At 42.8% G+C, this 16,645-nt stretch carries 19 protein-coding genes and 1 pseudogene; 10 read left to right on the forward strand and 10 right to left on the reverse strand.

Going from position 1 to position 16,645, the window contains the following annotated elements; genetic code table 11:
• Positions 1 to 432: 432 nt before the first annotated feature.
• From CYL18_RS10280 to mnhG, 7 genes are read left to right on the forward strand one after another with little or no spacing between them, the layout of a single operon-like run.
• A complete protein-coding gene (locus CYL18_RS10280) occupies positions 433 to 2,838 on the forward strand; it encodes a Na+/H+ antiporter subunit A (RefSeq protein WP_104849422.1) in 2,406 nt (801 codons plus the stop codon).
• On the forward strand, positions 2,835 to 3,263 hold the full coding sequence (locus CYL18_RS10285; protein ID WP_104849423.1) for a Na(+)/H(+) antiporter subunit B: 429 nt from the start codon (positions 2,835 to 2,837) through the stop codon (positions 3,261 to 3,263). The genes CYL18_RS10280 and CYL18_RS10285 overlap by 4 nt, the downstream gene beginning before the upstream one ends.
• Complete coding sequence (locus tag CYL18_RS10290; RefSeq protein WP_104849424.1) at positions 3,263 to 3,604, forward strand: Na(+)/H(+) antiporter subunit C; 342 nt, start codon at positions 3,263 to 3,265, stop codon at positions 3,602 to 3,604. Before CYL18_RS10285 ends, CYL18_RS10290 begins: the two co-directional genes overlap by 1 nt.
• Positions 3,597 to 5,087 carry a Na+/H+ antiporter subunit D gene (locus tag CYL18_RS10295; RefSeq protein WP_104849425.1) on the forward strand — a complete coding sequence of 497 codons (1,491 nt, stop codon included), beginning with the start codon at positions 3,597 to 3,599 and terminating at the stop codon, positions 5,085 to 5,087. The genes CYL18_RS10290 and CYL18_RS10295 overlap by 8 nt, the downstream gene beginning before the upstream one ends.
• Before the next feature lie 4 nt (positions 5,088 to 5,091).
• On the forward strand, positions 5,092 to 5,568 hold the full coding sequence (locus tag CYL18_RS10300) for a Na+/H+ antiporter subunit E (protein WP_104849426.1): 477 nt from the start codon (positions 5,092 to 5,094) through the stop codon (positions 5,566 to 5,568).
• Positions 5,568 to 5,852, forward strand: coding sequence for a Na(+)/H(+) antiporter subunit F1 (locus CYL18_RS10305; protein WP_104849427.1), 285 nt, complete (start codon positions 5,568 to 5,570; stop codon positions 5,850 to 5,852). The genes CYL18_RS10300 and CYL18_RS10305 overlap by 1 nt, the downstream gene beginning before the upstream one ends.
• Complete coding sequence (gene mnhG / locus CYL18_RS10310; protein ID WP_104849428.1) at positions 5,836 to 6,195, forward strand: monovalent cation/H(+) antiporter subunit G; 360 nt, start codon at positions 5,836 to 5,838, stop codon at positions 6,193 to 6,195. The genes CYL18_RS10305 and mnhG overlap by 17 nt, the downstream gene beginning before the upstream one ends.
• Positions 6,196 to 6,327: 132 nt before the next feature.
• On the opposite strand, the gene CYL18_RS10315 is transcribed toward mnhG, so the two are convergent.
• From CYL18_RS10315 to CYL18_RS10345, 8 genes and pseudogenes are all read right to left on the reverse strand, one after another.
• The gene (locus CYL18_RS10315; RefSeq protein ID WP_104849429.1) at positions 6,328 to 6,717 is read right to left on the reverse strand and encodes a hotdog fold thioesterase; all 390 of its coding nucleotides are present in this window, start codon (positions 6,715 to 6,717) and stop codon (positions 6,328 to 6,330) included.
• A 116-nt stretch (positions 6,718 to 6,833) separates the two neighbouring features.
• Positions 6,834 to 7,049: a hypothetical protein gene (locus CYL18_RS10320; protein WP_104849430.1), complete on the reverse strand. Its 216-nt coding sequence runs from the start codon at positions 7,047 to 7,049 to the stop codon at positions 6,834 to 6,836.
• Positions 7,050 to 7,207: 158 nt separating this feature from the next.
• Positions 7,208 to 8,716, reverse strand: coding sequence for a leucyl aminopeptidase (locus CYL18_RS10325; protein WP_104849431.1), 1,509 nt, complete (start codon positions 8,714 to 8,716; stop codon positions 7,208 to 7,210).
• Between the two features lie 133 nt (positions 8,717 to 8,849).
• Positions 8,850 to 9,284, reverse strand: a pseudogene (locus CYL18_RS10330) (3D domain-containing protein); the annotation flags it as partial.
• Between the two features lie 322 nt (positions 9,285 to 9,606).
• Positions 9,607 to 9,930, reverse strand: a complete 324-nt coding sequence (locus CYL18_RS10335) for a YuiB family protein (protein ID WP_104849433.1) — start codon at positions 9,928 to 9,930, stop codon at positions 9,607 to 9,609.
• Between the two features lie 96 nt (positions 9,931 to 10,026).
• Positions 10,027 to 10,149 (reverse strand): YuiA family protein, encoded by a 123-nt coding sequence (locus CYL18_RS19270; protein WP_161497123.1) that lies wholly within the window; start codon positions 10,147 to 10,149, stop codon positions 10,027 to 10,029.
• A gap of 141 nt (positions 10,150 to 10,290) precedes the next feature.
• Positions 10,291 to 10,773, reverse strand: coding sequence for an NUDIX hydrolase (locus CYL18_RS10340; RefSeq protein ID WP_104849434.1), 483 nt, complete (start codon positions 10,771 to 10,773; stop codon positions 10,291 to 10,293).
• A 183-nt stretch (positions 10,774 to 10,956) separates the two neighbouring features.
• Complete coding sequence (locus CYL18_RS10345; RefSeq protein ID WP_104849435.1) at positions 10,957 to 12,168, reverse strand: NAD(P)/FAD-dependent oxidoreductase; 1,212 nt, start codon at positions 12,166 to 12,168, stop codon at positions 10,957 to 10,959.
• A gap of 315 nt (positions 12,169 to 12,483) precedes the next feature.
• On the opposite strand from CYL18_RS10345, the gene CYL18_RS10350 reads away from it, so the two are divergent.
• The gene (locus CYL18_RS10350; RefSeq protein ID WP_104849436.1) at positions 12,484 to 13,482 is read left to right on the forward strand and encodes an NAD(P)/FAD-dependent oxidoreductase; all 999 of its coding nucleotides are present in this window, start codon (positions 12,484 to 12,486) and stop codon (positions 13,480 to 13,482) included.
• Between the two features lie 153 nt (positions 13,483 to 13,635).
• On the opposite strand, the gene CYL18_RS10355 is transcribed toward CYL18_RS10350, so the two are convergent.
• Positions 13,636 to 14,001 carry a HesB/IscA family protein gene (locus CYL18_RS10355; protein WP_104849437.1) on the reverse strand — a complete coding sequence of 122 codons (366 nt, stop codon included), beginning with the start codon at positions 13,999 to 14,001 and terminating at the stop codon, positions 13,636 to 13,638.
• A gap of 185 nt (positions 14,002 to 14,186) precedes the next feature.
• Between CYL18_RS10355 and CYL18_RS10365 the strand changes: the two genes are divergently transcribed.
• Positions 14,187 to 14,972: a TraR/DksA C4-type zinc finger protein gene (locus CYL18_RS10365; RefSeq protein WP_104849439.1), complete on the forward strand. Its 786-nt coding sequence runs from the start codon at positions 14,187 to 14,189 to the stop codon at positions 14,970 to 14,972.
• A 52-nt stretch (positions 14,973 to 15,024) separates the two neighbouring features.
• Here CYL18_RS10365 and CYL18_RS10370 read toward each other — a convergent pair whose 3' ends face one another.
• Entirely contained in the window at positions 15,025 to 15,264 is a 240-nt protein-coding gene (locus CYL18_RS10370) for a YuzB family protein (protein WP_104849575.1), read from the reverse strand.
• A 312-nt stretch (positions 15,265 to 15,576) separates the two neighbouring features.
• Here CYL18_RS10370 and CYL18_RS10375 point away from each other — a divergent pair, with 312 nt between their 5' ends.
• Positions 15,577 to 16,644 (forward strand): NAD(P)/FAD-dependent oxidoreductase, encoded by a 1,068-nt coding sequence (locus tag CYL18_RS10375; RefSeq protein WP_104849440.1) that lies wholly within the window; start codon positions 15,577 to 15,579, stop codon positions 16,642 to 16,644.
• Position 16,645: the final 1 nt, after the last annotated feature.

Here is a 16,645-nt window from a genome sequence, read left to right on the forward strand (position 1 = left end):
AAGCAATTACATCATTTATCTTACAAATTAAAGAACCTGACCGCACTATCAGCCATAAACATAAAAATCCAAAGAGAGAAGAATAATAAGAACACCCAAAAGCATTTTGTCTATGGAAAAGGGCTGATGACTCATGGAAATAGCTGTCCTGCAGAAGATAAATGGTTAAGCAATCAAGTATGTTTAAAGTGCGGAAAAAAATTTTTCATTTTTTCCTACATATATTAATCACTTTACAAGCAGGATATGGCAGTCTTTTCAAGTTCAGGATAATATAATTTTACGGTATAATTTGCTATGCTAAGATTAGCTAAAAGTACATTTTAATGTATTTTTTCAATTTATTTATGGAACTTTGCGCTTCTTTGCACGAAAGATTCAGCAAGGAAAATTAACAGAGTTATATAAAAATACTTGATTGGGAGGTTTCCTATGTCTATGCTTCATTGGAGTATATTGCTGCCTTTCATTGCAGCATTTTGTATTCCGTTTACAGGCAAGATTGCTCGAAAAATACATACAGGCTGGTTTGTGCTGGCAATTCCGGTTGCCATTTTCATTTACCTTTGCACATTGCTGCCGAAGATCAAGGAGCATGCAACCCTTTTGGAGAGCGTATCCTGGATTCCATCGCTAGATATATCCTTTGATGCCTATGTAGATGGATTAGGCTTGCTCTTTGCGATGCTCATAACGGGTATCGGTGCCTTGGTCACTCTTTATTCCATCTTTTATATGAATAAAGAGAAAGAGAATCTTGTAAATTTTTATGTGTTTTTGCTCCTATTTATGGGTGCAATGCTTGGAGTTGTCCTATCCGATAACCTGATTGTCCTTTATACTTTCTGGGAGTTCACGAGCCTTTCGTCCTTCTTGCTTATTGGTTATTGGAATAACCGAAAAGCATCGCGATATGGTGCACAGAAGTCCTTATTGATTACCTTCTTAGGCGGTCTCTCCATGCTCGGAGGATTCATTGCCCTTTATGTGATGGGAGATACCTTCAGCATCCGTGAACTAATATCAATGGCTCCGGAATTAATCCAACACCCGCTATTTTATTTCTCCATGGTTCTAGTCCTTCTAGGTGCGTTTACTAAATCTGCCCAATTTCCATTCCATATTTGGTTGCCAGATGCCATGGAAGCGCCGACACCTGTCAGTGCTTATCTTCACTCTGCCACAATGGTCAAGGCGGGGATTTACTTAGTCGCTCGATTAAGTCCGATTTTCGCCTTATCAGCTGAGTGGGTTTGGGTCGTGGGACTCGTCGGAATCATTACATTGTTCTGGGGTTCCTTCAATGCTATTCGCCAGCATGATTTGAAGGGCATTCTCGCCTTCTCGACAATCAGTCAGCTGGGAATGATTATGTCTATGCTTGGCATGGGGGCGGCAGCTCTTCATTACACTGGAGACAGCTCAAAAGTCTATATGGCCGCAACAGCAGCAGCGATATTCCATTTGATTAACCATGCGACCTTTAAGGGCTCACTCTTCATGGTGGTCGGGATCATTGACCATGAAACAGGCACACGAGATATTCGCAAACTCGGCGGCTTGATGACGTTCATGCCAATTACCTTTACCATCGCAGCGATTGGCTCTTTTTCAATGGCCGGCTTGCCGCCATTCAATGGCTTCTTGAGCAAGGAAATGTTCTTCAAGAGCACGTTAACGATGGCAAATGCCGATTTCCTATCCCTTGAGACATGGGGCATTCTTTTCCCGGTCATTGCTTGGGTGGCAAGTGTCTTTACTTTCGTTTACTGCATGATTTTGTTCTTTAAGACCTTTACTGGAAAAGCGAAACTCGAACAATTGCCGAAGAAGCCTCATGAGGCGCCAATTGGTATGCTCATCTCACCAATTATCTTAGTTTCCTTGGTTATTATTTGGGGCCTATTCCCGAATATGCTTGCAGAAACAATCATTGAACCGGCAGTGGCTGCTATTCAGCCAGTTCTTTATGCGGCAGATCCTTACCATGTCCATATATCCATGTGGCATGGCCTTCAGCCTGAATTATGGATGACGATCGGGGTCGTTGCGCTTGGGTTCATTCTTTACAAGACTTATCCAAACTGGACAGGCATATACAAATGGATGCCAACACGATACACCTTGAATAACGGCTATAATAAGAGCTTATCCTGGCTGGACATCGGTTCAAATAAATTAACACGCGGATATATGAACGGTAATATCCGTGACTATTTAATCTATATCTTTGGATTTACCTTTATCATCTTGCTTTACATGATGTGGAGACTTGATGCATTTACACTTAATACGACGTCAGTTACTCCAATTGGAATCTATGAGGTAATCTTGGCCGTGATTTTAGTCACTGCCTCCATCATGATATTATTCGCCAAGTCACGACTGACATCCATCATCCTGCTTGGTACTGTGGGCTATACAGTTTCCTTGCTCTTTGTTTTATTCAGGGCTCCTGACCTTGCCCTAACGCAATTTGTCATTGAAACGGTATCAACCTCATTGTTCCTGCTCTGCTTCTATCATTTGCCGAAATATAAGCCTAAAGAGAAGAGAGTGCGATTTAAGGTAACGAATCTGATTATTGCCCTTGGTGTTGGTGTCACAATGACACTCTTGGCATTATCATCACATAGCACAAAATTGTTTAGTTCAATCTCTGAGTATTATAAACAGGTTACGTATAAAGAGGCAGGCGGAGAAAACATGGTCAACGTCATCCTTGTCGATTTCCGTGGCTTGGATACGATGTTTGAGATTACTGTATTGGCGATCGCAGCCATTGGAATTTACACCATGATCAAGCTTCGTCTCGAAAGAAAAGGAGGGGCAGAATGAAAACCAAAACAAATGATTTAATTCTGCAAACCGTCACAAAGGTAGCGACATTTGTGATTGTCCTATTCTCCATCCATATCTTCTTTGCCGGACACTACACACCAGGCGGAGGATTTATCGGGGGATTAATGACATCATCAGCGATAATCTTATTGCTCTTAGCCTTTGATTTAAAAACTGTTAAGGCCATCCTGCCAATCAATTATTTATTGCTAGTAGCAGTTGGACTAGTATTTTCTGTTGGAACAGGAGTGGGTGCATTATTCTTTGATGCCCCTTTCCTGACACACGCCTTTCAGTATTTCGACCTGCCGCTATTCGGCCACACTTCCCTTCACACGGCCGTCCTTTTTGATACAGGCGTATACTTGGTCGTAATTGGTGTGACGATGACCATTATCCAGACGATTGGGGAGAGTGAATAATGGAAATTTTAATGTCTGTTGTTATCGGTATATTGTTTACCATTGCTACGTATTTAGTGTTATCTAAAAGCTTGCTGCGCATTATCGTCGGAACTGGGCTTCTAAGCCATGCTGCTCACCTGTTAATCTTAACAATGGGCGGATTAAAGCAAGGGGCTGTCCCGATTTTAAGTGAGAATGCAAAATCATATGTGGACCCGCTCCCGCAGGCTTTAATTCTGACGGCCATTGTTATCAGCTTCGGGGTAACATCTTTCTTCCTTGTACTTGCTTATCGTTCGTACCAGGAGCTTGGAACAGATAATATGGATCAGTTGAGAGGAAATAAGTCCTATGAATAATTTTGTCATCTTACCAATATTGATTCCCTTGCTGACAGGTATCTTCTTGATTTTCCTAGCACGCAAGGTCAATGCGCAAAGGGTCGTTTCTCTCATATCGGCTATCATTTCAATCGTGATTGCCTTCTCCCTTGTCATTGAAGTAAAAACAGATGGAATACAAGTATTGCAAGCAAGTAACTGGGCTGCTCCATTCGGCATCAGCATTGTGGCTGATATGCTGTCTGCCTTGCTCGTGCTCGTCACATCCATCATTGTCTTTACCGTCTTGATTTATTCGTTCAAACACATTGATGCAGACCGGGAAAAGTTTTTCTACTACTCGCTCGTTCAGTTCCTCATTGTAGGGGTGAATGGAGCTTTCTTAACGGGAGATATCTTCAACTTATTCGTCTTTTTTGAAGTCATGCTGATGTCTTCTTATGTTCTTCTCGTCATTGGGGGAACGAAGATTCAATTGAGGGAAACAATTAAATATTTGCTTGTAAACGTCATTGCATCTGCGCTGTTTGTTGTCGCGGTCGCCTTATTATATTCCGTCGTCGGCACACTTAACATCGCGGATATATCACAAAGAATTGCTGAGATTGAACAGCCGGGCATCATCACGGTCATCGCCATCCTGTTCTTGATTGTATTCGGCTTAAAAGGGGCCATCTTCCCGCTTTATGTATGGATGCCTGGCTCCTACTATGCACCGCCAATTCCGATACTCGCCTTATTCGGTGCATTATTGACGAAGGTAGGGATATACTCTATCCTTCGCACGTTTACGACTCTTTTCTACCATCAGCCTGAATATACTCATTCCATCATGATGTACTTGGCCATCTTGACGATTATCTTTGGCTGCATCGGTGTCATGGCATATATGGATGTAAAGAAAATCATTATCTATAATATCGTGGTTGCGATTGGTGTTATTCTTTTTGGCATATCTGTCATGAACACGGAGGCAATCGCCGGTTCAGTGATGTATACCCTTCATGATATGCTGATTAAATCAGCCCTCTTCCTTCTAATTGGGATCATGATTGCCAAAACCGGCACCAGCAATATCAAGCGCATGGGCGGTCTTATACATCAAAGTCCATTGCTTGGCTGGCTGTTCTTCATCGCCGCCATCTCTTTAGCAGGTGTTCCGCCCTTCAGCGGATTTGCTGGAAAACTGATGATCATTCAGGGAGCCTTCGAGGGAGGTCATTATGCAGGAGGACTTATCGTTCTCTTTTCAAGCTTAATTGTTCTGTACTCTGTAATGAGAATCTTCATATTTGCCTTTTGGGGAGAGAAAAAAGAGTACAATCTCGCCACTGAACAGAAAAAAGACAACCGCTTCCTCATGTTGCCAATCGGGATTCTGATTGCTGTCTCCATTGCGTACGGCATTGGTACTGAAGCTGTCTACACATATGTCTCAGATGCTGTTCAGGTGTTAATGAACCCTTCAGACTATATCCAAGCTGTGCTTAAGGAGGGATGACGACATGTCCTATCAAATTATATTAAACATGATTTTGGCTCTAACCTGGATGTTCCTCACCACGTCTGCGACGGGTTCATCTTTTGTAATCGGCTATTTGCTTGGTGCGATTATCCTTTATCTGTTCAGGAGATTCTTTGATACTCCCTTTTACTTACGTAAGGTTGTCTCCGTTGTAAAACTGCTATTGATTTTTATCAGGGAGTTACTTATCGCGAACCTCGATGTCTTTAAGGCAATCCTTCGTCCAAAGCTTGAATTGAAGCCTGGAATCTTTAGCTATGAAACAACCTTAAAGAAAGATTGGCAAATAACCCTTCTTGCTAACATGATTACGTTAACGCCAGGAACACTAGTAATGGAGATTTCACCTGATAATCAGACCTTGTATATCCATGCGCTTAATATAGGTGAAATCGATGAAATGACAGCAGGAATCCGCGATTCCTTTGAACGAGTTATCAAGGAGGTGAGTGAATAATGCTAAATTTCATGCTGCAATTAGCATTATTGTGCATTACCATCTCCATGGGTATTCTCGTCTATAGGGTCATTAAAGGACCGAGCATCCCGGATCGGGTTGTCGCGCTTGATGCCATCGGGACAAACTTAATTTGCATGATTGCCGTCTTGTCGATTTTGCTGGATACATCCATGTTCCTCGAGGTTATTTTGCTGATTGGTATTCTCTCTTTCACTGGAACGGTCGCTTTTTCTAAATTCCTGGAGAAAGGAGAAATCATCGAAAATGAACGAGATCTATAGTTATATCTTTATTGCTATCGTTGTTATCGGTTCATTGCTCACTGTCGTATCCGCACTTGGTATTTTACGATTCCCTGATGTATATACAAGAAGCCACGCTGCTTCTAAGACATCTACCTTAGCTGTTACCTTTGTCTTAATTGGCACATTCCTGTATTTCTGGATCGTAAAAGGACATTTCAATTCCCGGATTCTCTTGGCTGTCATCTTTATTTTTATGACCGCACCTGTGGCCGGACATTTAATCAGCCGGGCAGCTTACAATACAGGCGCTAAGCTGTCAAAAATGACTGTGCGGGATGATTTGAGTAAGACCAGACAAGTATCTGAAGATAACAAATAAAAGAACCGATGTAATGCCCGGTTCAAGGCTGCAGACCAATTGGTCTGCAGTTTTTTTGCCATTTATCAACAGCCTGCTATTCAGATTGTATGCAAAAAATCACCCCTGATAAGAGGAGTGACTTCTGGTCATTCATTTCTTCACCTGAATCACTGCAAGTGTGCAGCGGCTGATACAGATTAATTCATTCTCTTCGTCTGTAATCCGAATCTCCCAAATTTGCGTTTTCTTTCCCCGATGGAGAACCGTTCCTGTTGCTGTTACAATCCCTTCCCGCTTACCCTTAATATGATTGGCATTTATTTCAAGACCAACAACGGCCTCATTATCGGAGTCGACCAATAAAAAGCCTCCCATGCTTGCGACCGTTTCGGCTAAAGCGACAGAAGCGCCTCCATGAAGCAAGCCCATCGGCTGGTGGGTACGATGGTCAACAGGCATTGTAGCGACTATCCTTCCCTCTTCAGCCTCTAAAATATCAATCCCGAGTGTTCCCATTAATGTGTCTTTATAATCCTTCATGCAATCATACCCTTCTTTCTATAATCTTTACTATCCTACTATTTCTTCATACTCTCAATATGTTCCTGCAAATTGTATGTAAAAACCAGCAGTCATCCTGCTGGTCATTTGTTATTTTACCAGAAGAAGCCTCCGGCATATGGTCCGTATAGAAGTGGGGCTGCCAATGCTCCACCTATTAATCCTCCTGCCAATCCTGCACCAAATCCTCCATAGCCTCCGTAAAACGGTCCACCCCATGGCCGGCCAATAAATGGTCTGCCCCAGGGTCTGCCCCACGGTCTTCCCCATGGTCTTCCCCATTGTCTGCTCATCATCATTTCTGGATTCATCTTTAGAATACCTCCTGTATGTTTAATGCCTACACTATTATGTATGCATCAACCCATGAGCATGTAAGGGCGAATAACTATCCTTCAAGGCAAGTTTTCAAGATAAAAGAAGAAGCGCTCTCCAAGAGTGCGCTTCTTCTTCCGGTCTATCCTTATAATTAGTCTGTTTCCTCAAGACCAAAGCGTTCCACAAGAGTAGCAAGTGTTCTTGCCATTACCCCTGTAGCACCTGCTGGACCGAGTTCAAAAGCACTTCGTCTTGTTGCCGTTCCAGCGATATCAAGATGCACCCATGGCGTATCTTCTGCAAATTCTCCCACGAATGCCCCTCCCATGATGGCATGTCCCTCTGAACCTGGCGAATTATTCAAGTCAGCAATTTTGCTGCCTCGAACACGGGCTTTATCCTTCTCAGTAATCGGGAGTCTCCACATCGGTTCCCCGGCTTCTTCTGATGCAAGAAGCACTTCCTCAAACCAGCTTTCATCATTTGTCATTGCCCCGGTCATTTCCACGCCAAGAGCCGTGATGACACCGCCTGTTAAGGTAGCCACATCCACTAGATAGTTTGCGCCATGATGCTTGGCATAGGTTATGGCGTCAGCCAAAACAAGCCTGCCTTCCGCATCCGTGTTCAGCACTTCAATCGTCTTGCCGCTCATGGAGACAATCACATCATCCGGCTTAAAGGCATTACCTGAGATCATATTATCTGTAGACGGAATGACTGCCACCACATTTTGTTCAGGCTTCAATTCGCCGATGATTTCCATTGCGCCAAGCACAGCCGCTGCCCCGCCCATATCTGTCTTCATGCCGACAATGCCTGCCTTCGTCTTAATAGAGTAGCCCCCTGTATCAAAGGTGATTCCTTTTCCGACAAGGCCAATTACATCTGTCCATTTCTCTTTACCTTGGTATTTAAGGACAATCATTTTAGGCGGTTCAGTCGACCCTTGGTTGACCGCGAGTAAGGCTCCCATTCCGAGTTCTTCCATCTCGCTTTTCTCCAGAATCTCACATTCAAATTGATATTTCTCGGCAAGCCCTTGAGCGTAGTTAGCCATATCTGTAGCAGTGAGCATATTGCCTGGCAAATTCACCAGATTACGCGCAGAGTTTGTCCCCTTTCCATATGTATGGCCGACAAACAGCGCGGATTCAATCGACGCTCGGTCGTTCTCAGTATAGACCGTAATTTCTTCGATTTGACGTGGCTGCTCATTCTTTCTTTTCTTATAGCCTTCGAATTGATAGGTCGACAGTGAATACGCTTCACTCAGGGCAAAGGCTGCTTCCTCAGGGGTAATCGTCTCTGTCAAAAAGGATTCTAAATCAATGGCTATATGGGTCCAGCCCCTATTCTCCATGTCCTGGAAAAGTGCGCCAAAGGCTTCCTTAAGGCTATCAAATGACAGCTCCTTCTGTCTGCCCAAACCAACAAATACAAGACGTTCTGGTTTCAATAGTCCCAATGTGTGTAAATGAGAAATTTGCTTCTTCTTCGCAGATACATCACCCGACTTAGCTAATTCTTGCAGCTTCCCATTCAAGAGTTTATCTCCCTCGGATAAGTTTGCTGATAATGTAACAGGTTGCCCGAACACACCTGTAGCGAGCACGGGAATAGACAATACGGATGGATTTTCATTCTTGACGATAAACATTTTCATTCCTCCTCTTCCCTTATTATAAAATAAGGTTCGAAAAATTGTTGCAATTATAGCTGCATGTATTCCCAATAAAAATAAGCAAGATGGACCTTCAAATAAAGAAGGTCCACTTGCATACACAACGAGATTATCTTTTCTTGTTCATTTGGTTTCTAAATACCTGGAGACTTTCGGTGTCATTCAAGGAGGTCAATTCCTCTTCCGTCAGGTCGCCCTTTCCTAAGCTAATGACGTAAACCTCCAGCTTCTTCTTGCCCCATTCCTGATAGACATCCTGAACCGTGTCATAGTAAAGATCAATCTTATTCCCTTTAATAGCTGAACCGGTATCCGCTACGACCCCATACCCATAATGCGGGATAAAGAGTATGGTTCCAATTGGAAATACAGTCGTATCAGCGGCAATTGTCGAGTATAAATCACGTTTTACTTTTACGCCTGAATAGGTAATTCCGTAACCGGGATGACCAGGCTTTTTGCCTGTTGATTCATAACCCGCTGTATAGCCAGTCGCTATTACTTCATACGCAGGGTACTGACTCCAATCCTTTGATTCTTCTAGACTCGATGCAGCAGCCGCTGTTTGTTCGAGATGAAACGGCTCCATATAGCCGAACAGCTTATTTAGAAAGGTCTGGTTCATGTAATCACGAATTCCTAGCCCCGTGAAATGAGACCAAGTTACCGTCAAAGCGCCGATGAACAAAAGGCATATCCCAGCTTTCTTGCATAGGGATAGTAATACTTTCATATTCGATACACTCCTCTCACACAAACCAGTCTTCCCCAGTTACTCATTTCTATTCTCATCCGCACGTTCTCCGTTAATAAGCAATGATTGGCAAAAAAAAAGCTTTTAATGCGCCTACGCATTAAAAGCTCGATTAGAACATTCTATATCCCATCACTCTCAAAACTCGAATGGCGACGCCTGAGACAATCGATCCGGCAAAACCGCTAAGCAAAATAGCAGCATCTGCCATAGCCAGGCTCTGTACCCTCTCCCACAGAAAGCTCATGCTTGACGAAAAGTTCAGAAAATACTCGCTCAATTTAAGATTACCGGTAATATATAAAGCAATGATTGGATAAATCACAGCCATAATCCACGTTTTTCTGAAAAGCATATTAAGGATAAACCCTAAGCCGAAAAACAAAATAAAAAACAACACAATTGAAATCACCATTAACGGAATTGACATCCCCATTCATTCCCCTCTTTTGTCTCTTACATGAGTAAGTGTATAAGATGGAATAATTTTCGTCAATTGGGTCAACTCACCTAAATGGTCATCCATATACCTTTATTTCTGTTCAGACTGCTTCCCGCTTCCGCTGCAGCAGGAGCATGTTTCCGATCCTCCGAGCAAAAGCTGAAAATAACCAGCACCTGCACAATACGAGCATGGATAATTGTTTTTCTTCATCTTTCATACCCCCCACAAAAGATTATAGAATATTCTGATAATATAACAGAGAGAGGAATTTGAAAAGGACTCCAAATCCTCAATTAACCCCATGTAAACGCATACAACCTTCTTTTCCAACTAAATGCTTTGATTCTCTTACTAAATGAATAATTTGTAGGATGTATAGTGAAATATATCCCCCGGGTTTTTTCCTTCTAATGGTTTCTTATGCAAGGAAGCATGCCTTTCATTCAATTCAGTTAAGAGAACAGAACTATTTGGATCTTTCTTGATATCCCTCTCATCCATAAAAACGGCCTCTGATAGTTCTTCCACCTGAACATAAATAGCAGTGGAAGTCGGTTTCAGCAAGAACATAAGCATATTATCACTGATTTGATTCTTGATAACCCCTGTCCGCAGCCCAAACAGTCCTATCACCTCCGTCTCAATGCCTGTTTCCTCCTTCACCTCACGTACAACCGCTTCGTCAGCTGTCTCCCCAGGTTGCACAAACCCTGCAGGCAAAGACCATTTCCCCTTCAGCCCTCCATATGTCTTCTTCACAACGAGCCATTTCCCGTCATCAGCTATGACCAATCCACATACCCCTAGCCATACATGCTTGCTTCTTTCTCCCATACAGTCACCCCATATTTTTTGTTTTGTTTCCATTATAAGGGGAAACTCGAATAAGCGGGGATTTACTTCCTGGGTCATTTCAACTTGCACATACAGCTCCTGATTTTCTGTTTATCTTTTTCCTGACCTGTAAATGCAAAAAAAACTGTCCTAATAAAAGAAGGACAGTTTCAGTTAATTTTATTATAGGAATTTAAATTTACCTTTTTTCATCAGTAAGGATATACCGCCAACCATGTAAAGAGCACGGTTATCAATGACTTTCTTCATAATGGCTGCGCTTGTTCCCTTAATCTTCTTATCAAACACAACGCCGATTCCATCGTCATCTCCCAGTGAGCAGACAGTTCCTTTTGGTTTGTATTCAAAATTCTCTAATTGACCGCCACGTACAAGGGCAAGTATATTCTTCGCGCATACTTCCGCTTGCTGCATAGAGATTTGGGCAGTTGGCGGATATGGACGATTGATTTCTTCATTGATAACCAAGGAGCAATCTCCGATAACAAATACATCGTCTTCTCCTGGAGCAAGCAATGTTGGCTCTACTTTCACACGTCCGCGCATGTTTTCGAAACCGGATTTATCAATGATGCTGCTTCCTCTTACACCAGCAGCCCATACGACGGTTCCGGCTGGGATCATTTCCGTTTCTTCCTCGCCTTTGCCAACGATGATGCCTTCTTCTGTGCATCCCTTGATTGGCGTACCGATCATGAATTCTACGCCCTTCTTCTCTAGTCTTGCAACTGCATAAGAAACGAGTTCAGGATCGAATCCAGGAAGAGCAGAAGGCGCTGCTTCTACACAGATTACACGTACTTTTTTCTGATCGATATCATATTCTTTACAAAGACCAGGAACGCGGTTAGCCAATTCACCAATGAATTCGATGCCTGTGAAGCCAGCTCCGCCCACAACGATGGTCAACCGTTCTTCTTTTTTGTCCTTTGCATATAGAGCAAATTGATGTTCAATATGGTCACGTATATGGCGCGCTTTATTCACGCTGGAAATGCTGAACGCATACTCTTTCAATCCTTCAATGCCGAATGTTTCAGACTCGGCACCTAAAGCAACGACAAGATAGTCATAAGGAATTTCCTTATTGTTCTCACAAACAACCATCTTGGCTTCCTTGTTCACTTCTATGACCGTGTCCTCAACAAGATTCACTTTGCTCTTGTCTATAACACTAGTAATATCATAGCGAAGTCGGTCATGATGAAGCGTGCCTGCGGATGCTTCATGCAGCCAAGTTGTTTCATAATGATAGTTATGCTTGTTAATGAGCGTTACTTCCGCTTCATTAGCATTCAATTTTTTTTGGAGACGAACGGCTGTCAATAGCCCGCCATACCCAGCTCCTAAAATGACGATACGAGGCTTTTTCAATGTAATCACTTCCACCTTTTCGTATAAAATATATCATCAATCAAGGTATTGTGATTTTGTTCACGAATACGTACACAACTTTCACAAAACCTTAACATTTGTCTATACCATCACTATATTCCCTTTTGGTTGATATTTCAAGCAAAGTGAATATTGTCGGATTATTACTTCAGCTATCGACTTATAATTTGATTTTTTATAATCTTTAATTTTATCATAAGATTATGGACGCTTGATTCCTTTAAAGAAACACAGAATGTTCCATTTGTGTTACTATTAGTTAAAAGTTCATACTTACCAATGGGAGGTTTTCATGTGAAAGAAGATCAAACTATCTACGATGTTACCATAATAGGCGGGGGACCTGTGGGATTATTCACGGCTTTCTACGGCGGAATGCGCCAAGCATCCGTGAAAATCATCGAGAGCTTGCCGCAGCTTGGCGGACAGCTATCAGCCCTTTATCCTGAGAAATATATTTATGATGTTGCTGGATTTCCGAAAGTCCTGGCTCAGGACCTGGTAGATAATCTTAAAGAACAAACAGCTAAGTTTGACCCGACGATTTGTCTGGAGCAAGCCGTCGAAAAAGTCGAAAAACAAGCTGATGGTATCTTTAAGCTGACAACAGATAAAGAAATCCATTATTCAAAAACCATCATCATTACAGCTGGCAATGGAGCCTTTCAGCCACGCCGCTTAGAGCTAGAGCAAGCAACTAAGTACGAGGGAAAAAACCTTCATTACTTTGTTGATGACCTTAATAAATTCGCTGGCAAAAAAGTTGTCGTTTGCGGCGGCGGGGACTCAGCCGTTGACTGGGCCTTAATGCTTGAACCGATTGCCAAAGAAGTCACTCTTGTTCACCGCCGCGATAAATTCCGTGCACACGAGCATAGTGTTGAAAACCTAAAGAAATCCAATGTTATCATTAAAACACCTTACATACCTTGCGACATGGTTTGCGACGAAGAAGCGATCAGACAAATCATCCTGCAAGAAGCAGGTGGAGAAAATAAAGAGGCCATCGATGTCGATGATGTCCTTGTCACCTATGGATTTGTATCTTCCCTCGGCCCAATTAAGGAATGGGGTCTTGAGATTGAGAAGAATTCCATCGTGGTCAATAGCCGTATGGAAACCAATATTCCAGGGATATATGCTGCTGGTGATATTTGCACCTATGACGGAAAGGTTAAACTGATTGCGAGCGGATTCGGTGAGGCGCCAACCGCCATCAATAATGCGAAAGCCTATATGGATCCTAAGGCGCGCGTGCAGCCGCTTCACAGCACTAGCATGTTTAAGGACTGAGAATAACTATACGGTAGGCCATGACTCGAGTCATGGCCTTCTTTTAATTAGAATGAGGATTAATGGCATATGCTTCTCAACTTTGGAAACAAAAAACCTCTTCAGCTCATTATGCTTTTATCACATAGTGAGCTGAAGAGGTCATAGGAGAATTTAGCATTCCTCCGGCGTTCCTGCATTCACCTTAGTTCTAAAGGATGAGCCGCATCCGCAAGAGGCAATCGCATTCGGGTTATCAATCGTGAAACCGCCACCGAGCATTGATTGCTTGTAGTCAATACGGGTTCCGTTCAAGATGGGAGCATCATTCTTCGCTACCAAGAAGGTGATGCCATGCTGAACCGTCTCGATATCGTCTTCCTGTTTCTCATGATCAAAATTCATTCCGTAGGTAAGCCCGCTGCAGCCGCCTCCATTGACGGCAACGCGCAAGTAAGGCTGTTCCTCTCCGCTTTCCTTGATCATCTCATTTATTTGAATAGCTGCTGCTTCGGTTACAATAATCACTTCTGTTGACATTTATTCTTCCCCCTTTTGTCAAAATGTAGAAGGAAATCAAAATCCTCTAGGATTAGTATATACATAAATCTCCTGACTCTCAACCGAAAGACACGCTTGCCTAAACCCATAATATGGAGGTACATAAACAAATGGACAATGACGGACAATAAAGAGACAGTATATCGAAAAAGGAGTGTCCGCATTTGCTTTCATCCGCACAGCTTGCCGTTCTGAAGGAAAAGTTAACGGAACGGAAAAACGAAGTCGAAAAGCATATATCCTTAAATGACCATTTTGGCCTGCATAAGGACGAGAACTTTTACAATTATGTCGGAGAGCTCTCCGTCTATGATAACCACCCCGCCGACACCGGCACTGAACTATATGAGCGTGAGAAGGATATTTCCCTTAATGAGCTATTTGAAGAGGAGCTTAAAGATATAAACGAAGCCCTGCAGGCCATGGAGAAAGGGGAATACGGAAAATGCTCGGTTTGCGGAAAGGATATCCCTTTCGAACGGCTCGAAGCAGTCCCTTTTACCGAGTACTGCATCGAACACACACCAGACCAAACAGTTTCGCATACCCGCCCTGTTGAAGAGGAAGTTTTACACCCCCTATATAGTAAAAAGCATCCGACAGAGGTAATTGGCTTTGATGAAGAGGATTCCTGGCAGGCTGTCGCAGAGTGGGGCTCGTCAGACTCCCCTTCAGATTATTACGATCCGAAGGAACATTATGACCAAGTGTATTTGAATTCTGATGAGCATATTGGCTATGTGGAGGATATCGAGAATTTTGCCGGAAACGATATAGATGGAAGGAATGTTCAAATCTATCCAACAGCTGAACTCGAGCAGCTCAAAGACATCCTTGATGAAGAAGGCATTATGACGACATTCGGAGATTTAAAGCCATACGAAGAACATCCCTATACAGAGGAATATGCTGAAGCTCATAAGGATGAAGATGATTTTACAGACGAATAGGAAAGGGAGGCAATGCATCACACATTGCCTCCCTTATTTTATGCATATCCAATTAAAACATCGGATTTTCTTCTATATACTGATAAATATTCTCCACTAGCTCCTCTGGCGTTTCCCCCGTCACCTCGTCACCGTTCACTAAAGCATACATGCTCGCTGAACAGAGTCCACAGTAGCTGAGGCAGCCATATTCAATTACATCCAAATTAGGATCTCGGTCTAATTTTTCCATAGCGGGCTGTGCACCGCTGGCGAGATTACTTATACAGAACTCAATGATTGGCTTCATGATCTTCACCCCTTGTTTCAACTCTACATCCTACTCCCTTTTAAAGAGATAGTCAAATTAGTTGAATCATTCTAAATTACCATTATTTTGATATAGTTTCATAAACTGGACATTTTTAGTTGTTATTTTCCTTTTAATTCGATATACTTTTGAAGGGAATTTTAGAATATTAATAATAAATTAAAAAAACTAAATATTTTTGATAGCGCTTCATTCCTCTTTTTTATTTGCCAGAGAAATAAGCACTTACCGATGAACGAAGAATTATCAGAAGCATTCAATAAACTTGTATAACCCAGCAAAGGAGTCATAGCCATGAAAAACTTAGTCATCCTCGGTGGCGGATATGGTGGGATGAGATTACTGAATAAATTAACCGATCAGCATTTTCCGGAAGATATTCATGTTACCCTTGTTGATCGCGTTCCCTACCATTGCTTAAAAACAGAATTTTACGCCCTTGCCGCCGGCTCCATATCTGATCATGCCGTCCGCGTTGCGTTTCCAAAGCATGAACGCATTTCCTACAAATATGGAGAAGTCAGCTCAATCGATTTAGAAAAGAAGAGAATCCTCTTCACACAGGATGAGCCTCTAACCTATGATGAATTAGTCATCGGTCTAGGCTGTGAGGATAATCACCATAACATCCCCGGAGCTGCCGAGTATACGTACAGCATTCAATCGATTGATAAATCACGGAGCACCTATCAGGCATTGAATAATTTAGGGCACGGAAAAGTCGTCGCTATCATTGGCGGCGGATTGAGCGGCATCGAACTTGCAAGCGAATTGATTGAGGGCCGGCCTGATTTAGATATTCGCCTTTATGACCGGAACGATAAGATTCTCTCCTCCTTCCCGACGAAACTAAGTAACTATGTCGAAAGCTGGTTTGTTGAGCATAATGTAACCTTGGTCCATAACAGCAATATTACAAGAATTGAACCGAACCTGCTTTATAACCACGATGAAGTGATTCCTTGTGATGCCATTGTTTGGACGGCGGGCATCCAGCCTGTAGAACCCGTTCGAAACATGCCTGTTGAGAAAGATAAGGGCAATAAGATTGTCCTGACAAAGCAGCACACCATTCCTGGATACCCCGACGTCTTCGTTGTCGGAGATTGTGCCGCCCTAGGACACGCGCCAAGCGCCCAGCTAGCCGAGGGGCAAGCCGAGCAAATCTATCAAGTCTTATTGAAGAAATGGGCAAATGAGCCGATTCCAGAATCCTTCCCGCCTATCAAGCTAAAGGGCATTCTCGGATCATTAGGGAAGAAACACGGCTTTGGTCTCATGGCTGAACGCCCGATTACAGGAAGAATGGCTAGGGTCTTAAAATCTGGTGTCCTTTGGATGTACAAGTATCATAATGGATGAA

The organism is Pradoshia eiseniae (assembly GCF_002946355.1).
In the GTDB taxonomy this organism is placed as follows: domain Bacteria; phylum Bacillota; class Bacilli; order Bacillales; family Pradoshiaceae; genus Pradoshia; species Pradoshia eiseniae.

Coding starts and splice junctions, on each gene's coding strand:
- CYL18_RS10280 (WP_104849422.1), top strand. CDS start 433: ATGTCTATGCTTCATTGGAGTATATTGCTGCCTTTCATTGCAGCATTT.
- CYL18_RS10285 (WP_104849423.1), top strand. CDS start 2,835: ATGAAAACCAAAACAAATGATTTAATTCTGCAAACCGTCACAAAGGTA.
- CYL18_RS10290 (WP_104849424.1), top strand. CDS start 3,263: ATGGAAATTTTAATGTCTGTTGTTATCGGTATATTGTTTACCATTGCT.
- CYL18_RS10295 (WP_104849425.1), top strand. CDS start 3,597: ATGAATAATTTTGTCATCTTACCAATATTGATTCCCTTGCTGACAGGT.
- CYL18_RS10300 (WP_104849426.1), top strand. CDS start 5,092: ATGTCCTATCAAATTATATTAAACATGATTTTGGCTCTAACCTGGATG.
- CYL18_RS10305 (WP_104849427.1), top strand. CDS start 5,568: ATGCTAAATTTCATGCTGCAATTAGCATTATTGTGCATTACCATCTCC.
- mnhG (WP_104849428.1), top strand. CDS start 5,836: ATGAACGAGATCTATAGTTATATCTTTATTGCTATCGTTGTTATCGGT.
- CYL18_RS10315 (WP_104849429.1), bottom strand. CDS start 6,717: ATGAAGGATTATAAAGACACATTAATGGGAACACTCGGGATTGATATT.
- CYL18_RS10320 (WP_104849430.1), bottom strand. CDS start 7,049: ATGAATCCAGAAATGATGATGAGCAGACAATGGGGAAGACCATGGGGA.
- CYL18_RS10325 (WP_104849431.1), bottom strand. CDS start 8,716: ATGTTTATCGTCAAGAATGAAAATCCATCCGTATTGTCTATTCCCGTG.
- CYL18_RS10335 (WP_104849433.1), bottom strand. CDS start 9,930: ATGGGGATGTCAATTCCGTTAATGGTGATTTCAATTGTGTTGTTTTTT.
- CYL18_RS19270 (WP_161497123.1), bottom strand. CDS start 10,149: ATGAAGAAAAACAATTATCCATGCTCGTATTGTGCAGGTGCTGGTTAT.
- CYL18_RS10340 (WP_104849434.1), bottom strand. CDS start 10,773: ATGGGAGAAAGAAGCAAGCATGTATGGCTAGGGGTATGTGGATTGGTC.
- CYL18_RS10355 (WP_104849437.1), bottom strand. CDS start 14,001: ATGTCAACAGAAGTGATTATTGTAACCGAAGCAGCAGCTATTCAAATA.
- CYL18_RS10375 (WP_104849440.1), top strand. CDS start 15,577: ATGAAAAACTTAGTCATCCTCGGTGGCGGATATGGTGGGATGAGATTA.